We start from the raw sequence: 14,180 nt of genomic DNA, 5'->3' as shown, positions 1-14,180 counted from the left end.
CGCGCGGATACGGTGGGACGATGCCGTCGACACCGGCCCGCCGGCGCCTGAGCCCGGCCGAACGCGGAGCCCAGATCACGGCGGCCGCCGTCGACCTGGCGCGTGCCGAGGGCCTCGCGGCGGTGACGCTCCGCGGGGTCGCCGCCGTGATCGGGGTCGCGCCCTCGCTCGTCGCCCACTACCGCCCGAGCATGGAGGACCTGGTCGGCGAGACGTTCCGCACCGTCGCGGTGGCCGAGGTCGCCGAGGTCCGCGCGATCGTCGCCGCTGCGCCCGACCCCGTCTCCGGCCTCCGCACCCTGCTCGACTGCATCGCCGATCCCGCCCGCGACGACGTCGCCACCCTGTGGGCCGACGCGTGGAGCATCGGCCGCACGAACGCGGCACTGGCGACTGCGGCACGGGACGTCATGGACGACTGGCAGCTCCTCGCGACCACGGTCGTCGGCGACGGGGTGCGCGCGGGGGTACTGCACACCGACGACCCGGACGGCGTCGGACGCCTGCTCTTCGCGCTCGTCGACGCCACCAACGGGTACGCCCTGGTCGACTACCTCGACCGCCCGACCCGCGAGGGCCTGGTCCGCACGACGATCGCGCGAGCGGTGGGCCTGGACGGGTCAGCCCTGTCGGGGTGACCCCCGCCGCAGCGCCACCCACTGCAGCAGCATGATCGTCTTGCCGTCGGCGATCAGACCGTCCGCCACCATCGCGAGCGCCTCGTCGAGCTGCACCTCGAGCACCTCGATGTCCTCGCCCTCGTCCTCCACGCCGCCACCGGCCTCGACCCGGTCGGCCGGGGTGTACGCGCCGAGGTAGAAGTGCACCCGCTCGGTGACCGAACCGGGGCTCATGAACACGTCGCCCAGGTGCTCGAGCGCACCGAGCCGGATGCCGAGCTCCTCGACCGCTTCACGCCGCACCGCGGTCTCGGGGTCGTCCTCGTCGAGCAGTCCCGCCGCGGCCTCGATCAACATGCCGTCCGGGTGTCCGTTCACGTACGCCGGCCACCGGAACTGCCGCGTGAGCAGGACGGTGCCGCGCTCGGCGTCGTACGGCAGCACCGTCGCACCGTTGCCGCGGTCGTAGGTCTCGCGCTGCTGCCGGTCCCACCGACCGTCACGGCGCCGGACGTCGAGGGTCGTGCGGCGGAGCACGTGCCAGCCGTTCGACACCACCTCGACGTCCCGCACGACGACGTCGGGGTTGCGGTCGAGGGCACGGCCCACGGCGTCGAGTCCGATGCGACCGCGGTCGTCGGGGACGTCGACACCGGGACGGGGAGCGGTCGCGCGTTCGTCGGTCACCCGGTCACCGTAGCGGGGCACCTCGGCAGGACTCCGTCCGCTCGGTACGCTCGACGTGCCGCACCAGGGAGCGGCAGAGGGCGGTGCAGCATGACCAGGACGTTCATCCTCCGACGACCGGACCGACCGCAGGTGGTCACCGTGTCCTTCGTGCTGTGGCTGGTGTGGGTGGCAGCCTGCGTCGTCGCCACCGTGCTCCAGTTCTTCGCGACGGACGCCGCGGTCGGCCAGGCACCGGTCCTCGCCGGGATCGTCGCCCTGGCGCTCTGGGCCCTGGTGACGTGGGCGGTGTTCCGGATGGCCGGAGGCTCTCGCGTCGCGCGCATCGTGCTCGTCGTCGTCGCGGCCTTCCGCGCGGTCCTGAGCCTGACCGGCGGCGAACTCGCGGTCCTGACGATCGCGCTGTCGGTCGTCGCCGCGGTCCTGCTCTTCCTGCCCAGCGCGCGCCCGTTCTTCGCCTCGCAGCAAGGACGGATCGCCGACCACGGGTTCGACGGAACCGGCGTGTCGAGGCCGGGCCGTGCCTCCCGGCCGGATGCCGACCACACGACGGACGCCGACCGGGCCTGACAGCCGCGAACCGCGGACGACTCCGAAGAAACAGGAAAGGCCCCGGATTCCTCCGGGGCCTTTCCTGTTCTTCGCCTGGTGCGCGAGGGGGGACTTGAACCCCCACGCCGTTTCCAGCACACGGACCTGAACCGTGCGCGTCTACCAATTCCGCCACTCGCGCCAGCCCCGAAACACTACCACGCACAGACGGGTGTCAACGCCAACCACTACCATGCAGTGGTTGACGACCGACGACACGGGAGACGCATGGGCCTGCTGGACAACTTCGAGCGAGGGTTGGAACGCGCCGTCAACGGCGCGTTCGCGAAGACCTTCCGCTCCGGGGTGCAGCCCGTCGAGATCTCGAGCGCCCTGCGGCGCGAGCTCGACACGAAGGCTGCAGTGGTCTCCCGCGAGCGCATCCTCGTGCCGAACGAGTTCACCGTGCGTCTGGCACCGCCGGACTTCACGCGCATGAATGACGTCGGTCGCCCGCTCATCGACGAACTGACCCAGATGGTGCACCAACACGCCGTCGCGCAGAACTACTCGTTCTCCGGCCCGGTCACCATCCGGCTCCAGCAGGACGGCACGCTCTCGACGGGCATCCTGCAGGTCGACTCCACCACCGTGCAGCGCGACGTGGCCTGGATCCCGGTGCTCGACATCGGCTCGCAGCGACACCGACTGCACCGCGGGCGCACGGTGATCGGGCGCGGCAGCGACGCCGACATCACCATCGCGGACACCGGGACGAGCCGGAAGCACGTCGAGGTGCTGTGGGACGGCAAGCACGCCCAGGCCACCGATCTCGGCTCCACGAACGGCTCGAAGCTGAACGGTCAGCACTTCCAGCAGGCGATCGTGGAGCCGGACTCCACCATCGAGATCGGTCGTACCCGTATGGTGTTCCGGGTGATCCCGGAGAACGACGGAGGTGCTCGATGACCACAGGCCTGACCCTGCTCGTCCTGCGCTTCGCGTTCCTCGCGGTGCTCTGGCTGTTCGTCTTCGTGATCGTGTTCGCCCTGCGCAGTGATCTCTTCGGCCAGCGCGTCCGCACGATCCCGACCGATCCCAAGTCGGCGCCGTCTGGACCGAGCACCCCCACCGTCCCGGCTGCGGCGGCCCCCGGCCCCGCCTCGAGCGGTGCGTTCACCGACGTGATCGGGCAACCCGGCGGTGCGCAACGGCCCGCCTCGCCGGCGGCGTCCCGCCTGGTCATCACCGAGGGTGCACGCGAGGGCATGGAGATGCCCCTGGGTGGCGGCCCCATCACGATCGGACGTTCGAGCGAGTCGAACGTCGTGATCCGTGACGACTACACCTCGACCAACCACGCCCGCCTCGACCTCCGCGCCGACGGCTGGCTCCTCACCGACCTCGAGTCCACGAACGGCACCTTCGTCAACGGTCAGAAGGTGAGCGCTCCCGTCCTCGTGGCAGAGGGCACGCCCATCACGATCGGGACGACGACGTTCGAGCTGCGGCGGTAACCCGGCATGACCGCTCGCACGCTGAGCGCCGCTGTGTCCCACGTGGGGCGCATCCGCGCGAACAACCAGGACTCCGGCTACGCCGGGGCGCACCTGTTCGCGGTGGCGGACGGCATGGGCGGCCACGCCGGCGGTGACGTCGCCTCGGCGATCGCGATCCGGCGCATCCGCGAGGTCGACCGCGAGTTCCCGTCGGCGCACGACGCCGAGTTCGCGCTGCAGTCGGCACTCATCGCGGCGAACCAGCTGATCACCGAGACGGTGTTCGAGCACCAGGAGCTCACCGGCATGGGCACCACGGTGTCCGCGATGATCCGCGTCGGCGAACAGATCGCGATCGCGCACATCGGTGACTCCCGCATCTACCGTCACCGCGACGGCGAGCTGCAGCAGATCACGTCCGATCACACCTTCGTCCAGCGGCTCGTCGACAGCGGCCGGATCACGCCGGAGGAAGCCGCGGTCCATCCGCGTCGCTCCGTGCTGATGCGCGTGCTCGGTGACGTCGACGCCGCCCCCGAGGTCGACACGGCGATCATGGACATCCAGCCGGGCGACCGCTGGCTGCTCTGCTCCGACGGCCTGTCCTCGTACCTGGCCGAAGAGCGCATCCGCCACGCCCTGGCCTCGAACATGGACGCCAACCAGGTCACGCAGCGCCTGGTGAAGGAGACGCTCGACCACGGCGCCCCCGACAACGTCACCGTCGTGGTGATGGACGTCACGGACACCGAACCCGAGGACGACGACGACGCGGCCACCACGGTCGGCTCCGCTGCGGCACCGCTCACCTTCGAGGCGTCGACCGGCCGCAAGCCGATCCGCCTCCCCACGATCCTGCTGCACCCGCTCAAGGTCACCACCGCGCCCGAGGACTCGCACTTCGAGCCCGAGTCCGACCAGTTCTTCGCCGAGCTCATCGCCGAGGACCGCCGTCGCCGCATCCGCCGTCGGGTGTCCTGGACCGTCGCGCTCGTGGTCGCGGTCGCCGTGCTCGTCGGCGCGGTGTTCGTCGGCTGGCGGATCACGCAGGACCACTACTACGTCGGCACCGACCGCGGCACCGTCGCAATCTACAAGGGCGTGCAGCAGTCGATCGGGCCGTTGGCCTTGTCCGACGTGTACGAGGACACCGACATCACGGTCTCGTCGCTGCCGGACTACACCCGCGAGAACGTCCGCTCGACGATCAACGCGCAGTCCCTCACCGACGCCCGTGACATCGTCGACCGCCTGCGCAAGGCCGCCGCAACCGGCGAGGACCAGGCCGGTACCGGTGGGGACGGCGACGCCAGCTCGTCACCGTCGCCCTCGCCGACCCGATCGCCGTCTCCGAGCCCGACGCGGAGCCCGCGATGAGCAACGCCACGGCCGCCCAGTCCTTCACCCAGGCGATCACGATCAAGCTCCGGGAGCCCGCCCGCGCGCGGAACCTCGAGCTCTTCCTGCTCGTCATCGCGTGCGGCATCTGCGCGGGTGCGATGGTGCTCGTGCAGCTCGGCACCAAGGGCCGGCTGTTCGACCAGTCGGTGCTCTGGGTCGGCGGCGGCATCCTCGGGCTCGCACTCGTCATGCACGTCGTGCTGCGGGTCGTGGCGAAGAACGCCGACCCCTTCATCCTGCCGATCGCGCTCGTCCTGAACGGCATCGGCATCGCCGAGATCTACCGCATCGACGTCCACAACGGCCTGTCCGGCTGGGACGCCATCGGCGTGAAGCAGATCGTCTGGACGATGCTCGCGATGGTCCTGGCGATCATCACGCTCGTCGCCGTCCGCAACCACCGGTTCCTGCAGCGGTACCGCTACATCTTCATGGCGCTGACGATCGTCCTGCTGCTCCTGCCGATGCTGCCGGGCATCGGCACGAACATCGGTGGCGCGCGGGTCTGGATCAAGATCGGCCCGTTCTCGTTCCAGCCCGGTGAACTCGCGAAGATCACCATGGCGCTGTTCTTCGCCGGGTACCTCGTCACCGCCCGCGACTCGCTGTCGATCGTCGGCAAGAAGTTCCTCGGCATGACGTTCCCGCGTGCCCGTGACCTCGGTCCGATCCTGGTGATGTGGGGCGCCGCGATGGCCGTCCTCGTGTTCCAGCGCGACCTCGGCACCGCCCTGCTGTACTTCGGCCTGTTCCTCGTGATGATCTACGTCGCCACGGCACGCATCAGCTGGGTCGCGATCGGTCTCACGCTGTTCATCGGTGGTGCCCTCGTCGCGCAGAGCGTCCTGGAGTACGTGCGCGGCCGCTTCGAACAGTGGCTCGACCCGTTCAACCAAGAGGTCTTCAGCCGCGACACCCAGGCGAGCTACCAGCTCGTGCAGGGCCTGTTCGGGTTCGCGAACGGCGGGATCACCGGAACCGGGCTCGGGCAGGGCAGGCCGTACATCACGCCGGTCGCCAACGCCGACTACATCGTCGCGTCGCTCGGTGAGGAGCTCGGCCTGATCGGCGTCTTCGCGATCCTCGCCCTCTTCATCGTGTTCGCATCGCGCGGCATCCGCGTCGGGTTCATGGCGCAGGACGACTTCGGCAAGCTGCTCGGTGTCGGCTTCGGCTTCATCATCGCCCTGCAGGTGTTCGTGGTCGTCGGCGGCATCACCCGGATCATCCCGGTGACGGGCCTGACGACGCCGTTCATGGCCGCCGGTGGTTCGTCCCTCATCGCCAACTGGATCATCGCCGCGATGCTGCTGCGCCTGACCGACTCGATCCCCGCCGAACAGCGTGTCCAGCAGGGCGCGCTGCCCGCCGCGAGCGGGCGGACCAGGAAGGAGCGTCGTCGATGAACCGACAGCTCCGCGGTGTCTCGACCGTCATCGTGCTCATGTTCGTCGCACTCTTCGTGTCGACGACGTCGATCCAGTTCTTCGCGGCCGACTCGTTGCGCGCCGACTCCCGGAACTCCCGAACCATCTTGGACAGTTACTCCACGAAGCGTGGCGCGATCCTCGTGGACGGCAGCCCGATCGCCGAGTCGACCCCGGTGGACGACCAGTACCAGTACCAGCGCAAGTACACGAACGGCGACCTGTACTCCGCGGTCACCGGGTACTTCACGATCGGGCAGGGCAACACCGGCATCGAGAGCGCGGAGAACACCGTGCTCTCGGGCAACTCGGACGCCTCGTTCTTCCAGAACCTCAACTCGATCCTCACCGGCCAGGACGTCCAGGGCGACAACGTCAACCTGACCATCGACCCGGACGTGCAGCAGGCCGCGTACGACGCGCTCGGCACCAACAGCGGCGCCGTCGTCGCGATCCAGCCGAAGACCGGAAAGATCCTCGCGATGGTCTCGAAGCCGAGCTACGACCCGAACTCGCTCACTTCGCACGACACGGCCGAGGTCAAGCGGCAGTACGACGCCCTGCTCGGCGCCGACACCGCCCCGTTGCAGAACCGCGCCATCGGCGGTGACCTGTACACACCCGGGTCGGTGTTCAAGCTCGTGGTGGCCTCCGCGGCTCTCGAGGGCGGCAAGTACAACCTCGACTCCACGTTCCCGAACCCGTCGCGACTGCAGCTGCCCGGGACGAGCTCCTACATCAACAACGCCGAGGGTGGCACCTGCGGCGGTGGCGACAAGGTCAAACTCCGCACGGCCATCCAGTACTCGTGCAACATCCCCTTCGCCGAACTCGGCCAGAAGCTCGGGTACGACGCGATCAAGAGCATGGCCGACAAGTACGGCTTCGGCGACGCGATCGAGGTCCCGATGGCTGCCACCGCGAGCCAGTACCCCGACGTCGACTCGACGGCCCAGCTCATGCTGAGCGCCTTCGGCCAGGCCAGCGTCCGGGTCTCCCCGCTGCAGATGGCGATGGTGTCGGCCGGCATCGCGAACGGCGGCAAGGTCATGCAGCCGTCGCTCATCGACTCGATCACCACGAGCGACCTGAAGACGGTCGAGTCCTTCTCCCCGAAGCAGTACAGTGATCCGCTGTCACCCTCCGAGTCCGCTGACCTCACCGAGGCCATGCAGAGCGTCGTGAACGCGGGGACCGGTACCAATGCCAAGATCGACGGTGTCGACGTCGCCGGCAAGACCGGCACGGCCGAAGGTGGCACCGGCGATCCCTACACGCTCTGGTTCACGGGGTTCGCCCCCGCGAAGGACCCGGAGGTCGCCGTGGCGGTCGTCGTCGGCAACGGCGGCGGGCTCGGGCAGTCCGGAGTCGGCAACACGGTCGCGGCCCCGGTCGCGAAGAAAGTCATGGAGGCGGTGCTGAACAAATGAGACCCACCAGCGGACTCACCTTCGGTGGGCGGTACCAGCTCTCCTCCCGGGTCGCCATCGGCGGCATGGGCGAGGTGTGGCAGGCGACCGACCTCGTCATCGGCCGAACCGTCGCACTCAAGATCCTCAAGGACGAGTACCTCGGTGACCCCGGCTTCCTCGAGCGCTTCCGCGCCGAGGCCCGGCACGCTGCCCTCGTCAACCACGAGGGCATCGCCAACGTCTTCGACTACGGCGAGGAGGACGGCAGCGCCTACCTCGTGATGGAGCTCGTCCCCGGCGAGGCCCTGTCGACCATGATCGAGCGCGAGCACACGCTCCCGGTCGACAAGGTGCTCGACATCGTCGCGCAGACCGCGAACGCCCTGCAGGCCGCGCACGCGGTCGGCCTGGTGCACCGCGACATCAAGCCCGGCAACCTGCTCATCACGCCCGACGGGCGCGTCAAGATCACCGACTTCGGCATCGCCCGCATCGCCGACCAGGTCCCGCTCACCGCGACCGGTCAGGTGATGGGCACGGTGCAGTACCTGTCGCCCGAGCAGGCGAGCGGCCACCCCGCCTCACCGTCGACCGACATCTACTCGCTCGGCATCGTCGCGTACGAGGCCCTGGCGGGTCGTCGTCCGTTCACCGGTGAGTCGCAGGTCGCGATCGCGATGGCACACATCAACGAGCAGCCGCCGCCGCTGCCCGGGGACATCCCGGAGCCCGTCTCGGCCCTGGTCATCTCGTGCATCGCGAAGAAGCCCGCCGACCGTCCCGCGACGGCCGCCAACCTCGCCCGTGCCGCACAGGCGCTCCGTCGTGGTGACGTGGCCGCAGCCACCGTGGCCGTCCCCGCGATCGCGCAGAACGGCACCGTCGCGTTCAACCCGCCGCAGGGCCAGGGGAACGACGCCGCGACCGCACTCATCGGCACCCAGGCCGGCGCGGTGGCCGGCGGCCCGGGCACCCCCGGTTCGCCCGTCTCCGACGATTCCGACGAGCCGAAGAAGAAGCGCGCCTGGATCTGGTGGGTCGTCGGTGTCGTCGTCGTGCTCGCCATCGCAGCCGTCATCGGAGCCGTCGCCCTGAACGGTGCAGGCGACCCGGAGCCCGCTCCGACGAAGAGCTCGAGTTCTCCGAAACCGAGCCGGACCCCGACGCCGACGCCGACCCCCACGCCCTCACCGAGCAGGGTGACGGTGTCCCTGGCGGACTACACCGGCGTGCAGGCGACGGAGGCCCAGGCGCGCCTGCAGCAGCTCGGGCTCGAGGCGACGATCGTCGACGGCGACCCGGCTGCCAACACCGGTCAGGTCGGCACGGTGCAGTCACTCGACCCCACCGGCAACCTCGAACCCGGCACGCTCGTGACCATCAAGGCGTACACCGCGGTGCCGACCGTCACGACCGCACCCGATGCCCCGACCGCCGGGACGGTCTCGTCGGACGGCAAGGTGACGTTCTCGTGGAACGCCTTCACGGCGTGCCCGGCCGGCCACTCGTTGAGCGGGTACAACTACACGATCAACAACGGCACCGACGGGAAGAACCAGTCCACCGGCACCGTGACCACGACCTCGATCGAGGTCACCGGCGCCGAACCGGGCACGATCTCGCTCTCGTACACGGCGAAGTGCGGCGACCTGACCTCGCCGAGCTCGTCCACCACGAGCGCCACGTGGGAGGCCACCGACGAGCCGACCACCGACCCGACCGAGGGCAACAACCCCAGCCAGGGTCCGCAGGACCCGAACTGAACGCCCCCCGTACGGGGACTGTCGACACCGTTCGGTAACGGTTCGGTCGAGCGCGCGGTGACCAGCCTCTCACCAGGTGGGGCTGCCGTACACTAGCCCGGACCGACAGACGGAGGAGTACGTGCCAGAAGGTGTGACCGCGGGGATCACGCTCCTCGCGAATCGCTACGAGATCGGTGACGTCATCGGTCGAGGCGGCATGGCGACCGTGCACCTCGGCAACGACACCCGCCTCGGCCGGAAGGTCGCGGTGAAGCTCCTCAAGCCGAGCCTCGCGAACGACCCGGTCTTCCGCACGCGGTTCCGCCAGGAAGCCCAGGCCGCTGCGCGCATGGCACACCCGACCGTCGTCCGCGTCTACGACGCCGGCGAAGAGACGGTGTCCGAGCCGTCGGGTGCCGAGGTGCAGGTCCCCTTCATCGTGATGGAGTACGTCGAGGGGCGGCCGCTCTCCGACATCATCGCCGAGGGTGCCGTCGCCCCGGACGAGGCCGTTCGCATCACCGAGGGCATCCTCACGGCGCTCGAGTACTCGCACCGGGCGGGCGTCGTGCACCGCGACATCAAGCCGGCCAACGTGATGGTCACGCACAGCGGCCAGGTCAAGGTCATGGACTTCGGCATCGCGCGAGCCATCACCGACACCTCGGCCACGGTCGCGCAGACCACGTCGATCCTCGGTACCGCGTCGTACTTCTCCCCGGAGCAGGCCCGCGGCGAGACCGTGGATGCCCGGACCGACCTGTACTCGACCGGCGTCGTGCTCTTCGAGCTCCTCACCGGTCGTGCGCCGTTCCTCGGTGACACCCCGGTCGCGGTCGCGTACCAGCACGTCAGCGAGCAGCCCGTCGCGCCGTCCACCATCACCCCCGCGGTCTCCCCGGCGCTCGACGCGGTCACACTCCACGCCCTCGTCAAGGACCGCACCCGCCGGTTCCAGAACGCCGCCGAGTTCCGCTCGGATCTGCAGCAGGCCGCAGCCGGACACGTCCCGGCATCGACGAAGAAGCTGCAGCAGAACGCCGCGAACGACGCCTCGACGGTGTTGTTCGGGGTTGATCCGCGCATGACCTCGAACGCCGCGTCGGCCTTCCGTGAGCTCGACGACGACACCGCCGAACACCGTCCGCAGCGCACGCAGAACCGCCCGCCCGTCGCGTGGATCTGGGTCGGCGTCCTGCTGACGGTCGCCGTCGTCGTCGGGGTCGTCTTCTTCGTGGCGAACCTGCAGCCGGGCAAGCCGCCGGTGTCGTCCTCGGTCTCGGTGCCGAACGTCGCCGGGTTGTCCTACGACGCCGCCGCCGCCGCGTTGGAGAAGCGCGACCTGAAGGCGGTCCAGGTCGAGGAGAACTCCGACGACGTCGACAAGGGAACGGTCATCCGCACCGACCCTGGTTCAGGGATCAACGTCGGACGCAGCCAGAGCGTGAACGTCATCGTGTCCTCGGGTCCGGAACCCGTTGCCGTCCCCGAGCTGAGCGGCCAGTCACAGGCAGCAGCACAGCAGGCGTTGGACAGTGCGGGCTTCACGCTCGGCGCTATCACGTCCGGATACTCGCCCGATGTCCCCTCCGGCACCGTGATGAGCTCCGACCCGGCGTCAGGCTCGATCCAGACCAAGGGCTCCGCGGTGAACCTCACGGTCTCCAACGGCAAGGTGCAGCTGCCGAACGTGACGAACCAGCCGTACACCGAAGCCAAGGCGTCCCTCGAGCAACTCGGATTGACGGTCGCTCCGGCGCCGTCGAACTCGTGCACGGGCGGCCTGGTCACCCAGCAGAGCACCCCGCAGGGCGACATCGCCCAGGGCAGCACCGTCACCTTGGCCTACTGCGCGGCACCGAACGAGCCGGCGAAGAACCCGACCCCGAGCGGCGACAAGGGCGACCGCGGCGGTGACGGTGACGACGGACGCTGATCCGTCCGCCGGGCCTACGACCGGTCAGACAGCAGAGCCCCGAGCGTGATCGCCAGGTCCGCGTACGGCGGACAGGTGTGTCAGGCGCGGTGCGTGGCGATGAGTGGCCCGAGTTCAGCGGCGCGCGCAGCGGCTCCGGTCAGGCCGGTGGTCTCGAGCCAGTTGCCGACCATGCGGTAGCCGCCCTCGGTCAGGACCGACTCCGGGTGGAACTGCACGCCGAACACGGGGTGCGCACGGTGCTGGACGCCCATGATGACCCCGCCCTCGGTGCGCGCGGTGACGGTGAGCTCGTCGGGGACGGTGCCGTCGACGATGGCGAGCGAGTGGTACCGCGTGGCCGTGAAGGGGTGCGGGACACCGGCGAAGAGCGCGCTGTCGTCGTGGTCGACCTCGGAGGTCTTGCCGTGCATGAGCTCCTCGGCGTGCGTCACCGTGGCACCGAGGGCCTCAGCGATGGCCTGGTGCCCCAGGCAGACACCCAGCAGGGGGGTCTCGGCAGCGATGGCCGCGTGCACCGTGGGGATCGAGACGCCCGCAGCCGCTGGCGTTCCCGGACCCGGGGACAGGAGCACGCCGTCGTACTCGGCGATCCGGTCGGCGATCTCGGACTCGGGGAAGGCATCGTTGCGCACGACGTCGGTCTCGGCGCCGAGTTGCTGCACGTACCCGTTGAGCGTGTAGACGAAGCTGTCGTAGTTGTCGACGACGAGGATCCTGGTCATGGCGGTTCACCGTACTCGTGGGGGATGTGTGCGGCGGTCCGCGGGCCGATCCACACACGTGGTCACGGTAGGATACCGGCCATGGCCAAGGACAAGGACCGCACCAAGCCCGCCCGGACGACCCGAGCTGACTCGGTCGACACCGCGGGGGACGCCCCGAACCCGGTGTGGTTCAAGCCGGTCATGTTCGGCTTCATGCTCATCGGTCTGGTGTGGGTGATCGTCTTCTACATCTCGAACGCCACGCTGCCGGTTCCGAGCCTCGGCTCGTGGAACATCGTGATCGGCTTCGGCATCATGTTCGTCGGCTTCCTCATGACCACCCGGTGGCGCTGACCCCCAGCCCGCTGTTCTCTCGACGCCCGTCGTACCGCAAGGTGCGGCGGGCGTTGTCGTTCTCCACAAGGTCGAGCACCAGAGGAACGCAGATCCTCGATGATCCGGCCGTTCTCCACACTTTTCCCCACTCTCCACACGGTCATCCACACCCGCACCCCGGAGTTATCCACAGCTGAGTCCACAGTGGGGATAATCACACTGGTGTAACTCACCGACTTCTCCACACCTGTGGATAACTCCCGGGGACGCTGTGGAGAGCTGTGGATGAGCAGGAGCGGTGCGCCCCGGGAACGACGAACGCCCCGCCGCAGTGCGACGAGGCGTTCGAAGGGATCTGTCAGACGCCCCACACGCCGAGACCACCGATGCTGATGAACGCGGCGTAGATCGCCAGGATCAGCACGACGGCCTCGGCGATCAAGAGTCCGGCTTGCAGCCCTCGCTTCCGCACGTTGCGCGTCTTCGAGAACACGTACCCGGTCACGAAGCCGATGACGATCCCACCGACGTGCGCTTGCCACGAGATCTGTGTCCCGGGCAGGAACCCGATGAGGAGGTTGAGGCCCATCACCACGAGCAGCTGGACCGCGTTGTAGCCCAGGCTGCGCTGGATGATGAAGAACGCAGCGAACAGACCGAAGATCGCTCCGGAGGCACCGACCACCGGCGTCCCGGGAGTCAGCCACGCCACGGCGAGATCACCGCCCAGTCCCGCGAGGAAGTAGAGGGCGAGGAACCGCCACGTCCCGAGCATGTTCTCGAGGATCCGTCCGAAGATGAAGACGGCGAACATGTTGAAGGCGATGTGCAGGAACGACGAGTGCACGAACAACCCGGTCACGAGTCGCCACGGCTGCGTGCCGATGGCCGGCGTGTAGAAGGCGAGCCAACTCGTGAGCGCCCGCCCGCTCACCTGGTCGAGCAGCCAGATGACGACCGAGATCGCGATGATGACGACCGTAGCCTTCTGGTCGAGCATGGCGAAGCGCCGCCGAGCGACCGTGAACCCACTCGGGGCTCCGGACGCTCGGCGGTTCGCTGCGAACTGTGCGCGCTGCTCACGCACGCACTCCGGGCAGTGCACCCCGACCGCCGCCGGCGTCTGACACTCCGGGCAGATCGTCCGCCCACAGCGCTGGCAGAGGACGAAGCTCTGCCGGTCCGGATGCCGGTAGCAGGTGTTGTTCGGGTTGTACGCCTGGTCGGTCACGTGAGAGTCAGACGCCTTCGACGTCGATGCTCTGGATGACGACGTCCTCGACGGGCTTGTCGCGACCGTCGGTCGGAACACCCTCGATCGCGTCGACGACCGCGCGGGACTCGTCGTCGGCGACCTCACCGAAGATGGTGTGCTTGCCCTGCAGCCACGGCGTCGCCACCGTGGTGATGAAGAACTGCGAGCCGTTGGTGCCGCGGCCGCCCTGGATGCCGGCGTTCGCCATGGCGAAGATGTAGGGGTTCTGGAACGTGAGCTCCGGGGAGATCTCGTCGTCGAAGCGGTAACCGGGGCCACCGATGCCCTGGCCGAGCGGGTCGCCGCCCTGGATCATGAAGTCCTTGATGATGCGGTGGAAGATCACGCCGTCGTAGAGCTTGTCGGTCGAGACCTTGCCCGTGCCGGGGTGGGTCCACTCCTGCTGGCCCGTGGCGAGGTCGACGAAGTTCTTGACGGTCTTCGGTGCGTGGTTGCCGAACAGGTTGACGCGGATGTCGCCCTTGTTGGTGTGGATCGTTGCGACAGCGGTGTGCAGAGACATGTTCCGATTCTCGCATGTACTCCTGACCGCGGACAGATTGCACAGCTGCGGTTCCGTGACCTGTCAGGCAGTGTGGTGGCAGGATGGGGGCACGCCGATCC

The 14,180-nt window shown here is 68.8% G+C and carries 14 protein-coding genes and 1 tRNA gene; 10 read left to right on the top strand and 5 right to left on the bottom strand.

Annotation, left to right across the window (positions count from 1 at the left end; translation table 11 throughout):
• Window positions 1–20 precede the first annotated feature (20 nt).
• On the top strand, window positions 21–638 hold the full coding sequence (locus tag ABRP24_RS03610; protein ID WP_301580990.1) for a TetR/AcrR family transcriptional regulator: 618 nt from the start codon (window positions 21–23) through the stop codon (window positions 636–638).
• Here ABRP24_RS03610 and ABRP24_RS03605 read toward each other — a convergent pair.
• On the bottom strand, window positions 621–1,307 hold the full coding sequence (locus ABRP24_RS03605; RefSeq protein WP_301600470.1) for an NUDIX domain-containing protein: 687 nt from the start codon (window positions 1,305–1,307) through the stop codon (window positions 621–623). The genes ABRP24_RS03610 and ABRP24_RS03605 overlap by 18 nt on opposite strands.
• Window positions 1,308–1,397: 90 nt before the next feature.
• On the opposite strand from ABRP24_RS03605, the gene ABRP24_RS03600 reads away from it, so the two are divergent.
• Complete coding sequence (locus ABRP24_RS03600) at window positions 1,398–1,877, top strand: hypothetical protein (protein ID WP_301600471.1); 480 nt, start codon at window positions 1,398–1,400, stop codon at window positions 1,875–1,877.
• A 76-nt stretch (window positions 1,878–1,953) separates the two neighbouring features.
• Here ABRP24_RS03600 and ABRP24_RS03595 read toward each other — a convergent pair.
• Window positions 1,954–2,040: transfer RNA gene (locus tag ABRP24_RS03595), tRNA-Leu, on the bottom strand.
• A gap of 86 nt (window positions 2,041–2,126) precedes the next feature.
• Here ABRP24_RS03595 and ABRP24_RS03590 point away from each other — a divergent pair.
• From ABRP24_RS03590 to pknB, 7 genes are all read left to right on the top strand, one after another.
• Complete coding sequence (locus ABRP24_RS03590) at window positions 2,127–2,807, top strand: DUF3662 and FHA domain-containing protein (RefSeq protein WP_110863674.1); 681 nt, start codon at window positions 2,127–2,129, stop codon at window positions 2,805–2,807.
• Window positions 2,804–3,355, top strand: a complete 552-nt coding sequence (locus ABRP24_RS03585; protein ID WP_110861913.1) for an FHA domain-containing protein — start codon at window positions 2,804–2,806, stop codon at window positions 3,353–3,355. Before ABRP24_RS03590 ends, ABRP24_RS03585 begins: the two co-directional genes overlap by 4 nt.
• Window positions 3,356–3,361: 6 nt before the next feature.
• Complete coding sequence (locus ABRP24_RS03580) at window positions 3,362–4,714, top strand: Stp1/IreP family PP2C-type Ser/Thr phosphatase (RefSeq protein ID WP_071248673.1); 1,353 nt, start codon at window positions 3,362–3,364, stop codon at window positions 4,712–4,714.
• A complete protein-coding gene (locus ABRP24_RS03575) occupies window positions 4,711–6,144 on the top strand; it encodes an FtsW/RodA/SpoVE family cell cycle protein (RefSeq protein WP_027466931.1) in 1,434 nt (477 codons plus the stop codon). Before ABRP24_RS03580 ends, ABRP24_RS03575 begins: the two co-directional genes overlap by 4 nt.
• Window positions 6,141–7,595 (top strand): penicillin-binding protein 2, encoded by a 1,455-nt coding sequence (locus ABRP24_RS03570; RefSeq protein WP_027466930.1) that lies wholly within the window; start codon window positions 6,141–6,143, stop codon window positions 7,593–7,595. Before ABRP24_RS03575 ends, ABRP24_RS03570 begins: the two co-directional genes overlap by 4 nt.
• Entirely contained in the window at window positions 7,592–9,340 is a 1,749-nt protein-coding gene (locus ABRP24_RS03565) for a serine/threonine-protein kinase (protein ID WP_301600472.1), read from the top strand. The genes ABRP24_RS03570 and ABRP24_RS03565 overlap by 4 nt, the downstream gene beginning before the upstream one ends.
• A 121-nt stretch (window positions 9,341–9,461) precedes the next feature.
• A complete protein-coding gene (gene pknB / locus ABRP24_RS03560) occupies window positions 9,462–11,258 on the top strand; it encodes a Stk1 family PASTA domain-containing Ser/Thr kinase (RefSeq protein WP_269780225.1) in 1,797 nt (598 codons plus the stop codon).
• Window positions 11,259–11,338: 80 nt separating this feature from the next.
• On the opposite strand, the gene ABRP24_RS03555 is transcribed toward pknB, so the two are convergent.
• Window positions 11,339–11,983, bottom strand: coding sequence for an aminodeoxychorismate/anthranilate synthase component II (locus tag ABRP24_RS03555; protein ID WP_301600474.1), 645 nt, complete (start codon window positions 11,981–11,983; stop codon window positions 11,339–11,341).
• 81 nt (window positions 11,984–12,064) lie between these two features.
• On the opposite strand from ABRP24_RS03555, the gene ABRP24_RS03550 reads away from it, so the two are divergent.
• Window positions 12,065–12,319 (top strand): cell division protein CrgA, encoded by a 255-nt coding sequence (locus tag ABRP24_RS03550; protein ID WP_027466926.1) that lies wholly within the window; start codon window positions 12,065–12,067, stop codon window positions 12,317–12,319.
• Window positions 12,320–12,659: 340 nt separating this feature from the next.
• Here ABRP24_RS03550 and ABRP24_RS03545 read toward each other — a convergent pair whose 3' ends face one another.
• Window positions 12,660–13,301, bottom strand: a complete 642-nt coding sequence (locus tag ABRP24_RS03545; protein ID WP_254066060.1) for a rhomboid family intramembrane serine protease — start codon at window positions 13,299–13,301, stop codon at window positions 12,660–12,662.
• A 238-nt stretch (window positions 13,302–13,539) separates the two neighbouring features.
• Complete coding sequence (locus tag ABRP24_RS03540) at window positions 13,540–14,079, bottom strand: peptidylprolyl isomerase (protein ID WP_027466924.1); 540 nt, start codon at window positions 14,077–14,079, stop codon at window positions 13,540–13,542.
• Window positions 14,080–14,180 lie beyond the last annotated feature (101 nt).

It is taken from the genome of Curtobacterium sp. WHRI 8282 (assembly GCF_040223925.2).
Classification (GTDB): domain Bacteria; phylum Actinomycetota; class Actinomycetes; order Actinomycetales; family Microbacteriaceae; genus Curtobacterium; species Curtobacterium flaccumfaciens.
Note: the sequence above shows the minus strand (reverse complement) of the source record. Positions and strands in the feature narration are given on the sequence as shown.

Excerpts from the sequence above, each read along its gene's own strand:
- ABRP24_RS03610 (WP_301580990.1), top strand. The coding sequence starts at position 21 with ATGCCGTCGACACCGGCCCGCCGGCGCCTGAGCCCGGCCGAACGCGGA.
- ABRP24_RS03600 (WP_301600471.1), top strand. The coding sequence starts at position 1,398 with ATGACCAGGACGTTCATCCTCCGACGACCGGACCGACCGCAGGTGGTC.
- ABRP24_RS03590 (WP_110863674.1), top strand. The coding sequence starts at position 2,127 with ATGGGCCTGCTGGACAACTTCGAGCGAGGGTTGGAACGCGCCGTCAAC.
- ABRP24_RS03585 (WP_110861913.1), top strand. The coding sequence starts at position 2,804 with ATGACCACAGGCCTGACCCTGCTCGTCCTGCGCTTCGCGTTCCTCGCG.
- ABRP24_RS03580 (WP_071248673.1), top strand. The coding sequence starts at position 3,362 with ATGACCGCTCGCACGCTGAGCGCCGCTGTGTCCCACGTGGGGCGCATC.
- ABRP24_RS03575 (WP_027466931.1), top strand. The coding sequence starts at position 4,711 with ATGAGCAACGCCACGGCCGCCCAGTCCTTCACCCAGGCGATCACGATC.
- ABRP24_RS03570 (WP_027466930.1), top strand. The coding sequence starts at position 6,141 with ATGAACCGACAGCTCCGCGGTGTCTCGACCGTCATCGTGCTCATGTTC.
- ABRP24_RS03565 (WP_301600472.1), top strand. The coding sequence starts at position 7,592 with ATGAGACCCACCAGCGGACTCACCTTCGGTGGGCGGTACCAGCTCTCC.
- ABRP24_RS03555 (WP_301600474.1), bottom strand. The coding sequence starts at position 11,983 with ATGACCAGGATCCTCGTCGTCGACAACTACGACAGCTTCGTCTACACG.
- ABRP24_RS03550 (WP_027466926.1), top strand. The coding sequence starts at position 12,065 with ATGGCCAAGGACAAGGACCGCACCAAGCCCGCCCGGACGACCCGAGCT.
- ABRP24_RS03545 (WP_254066060.1), bottom strand. The coding sequence starts at position 13,301 with ATGCTCGACCAGAAGGCTACGGTCGTCATCATCGCGATCTCGGTCGTC.
- ABRP24_RS03540 (WP_027466924.1), bottom strand. The coding sequence starts at position 14,079 with ATGTCTCTGCACACCGCTGTCGCAACGATCCACACCAACAAGGGCGAC.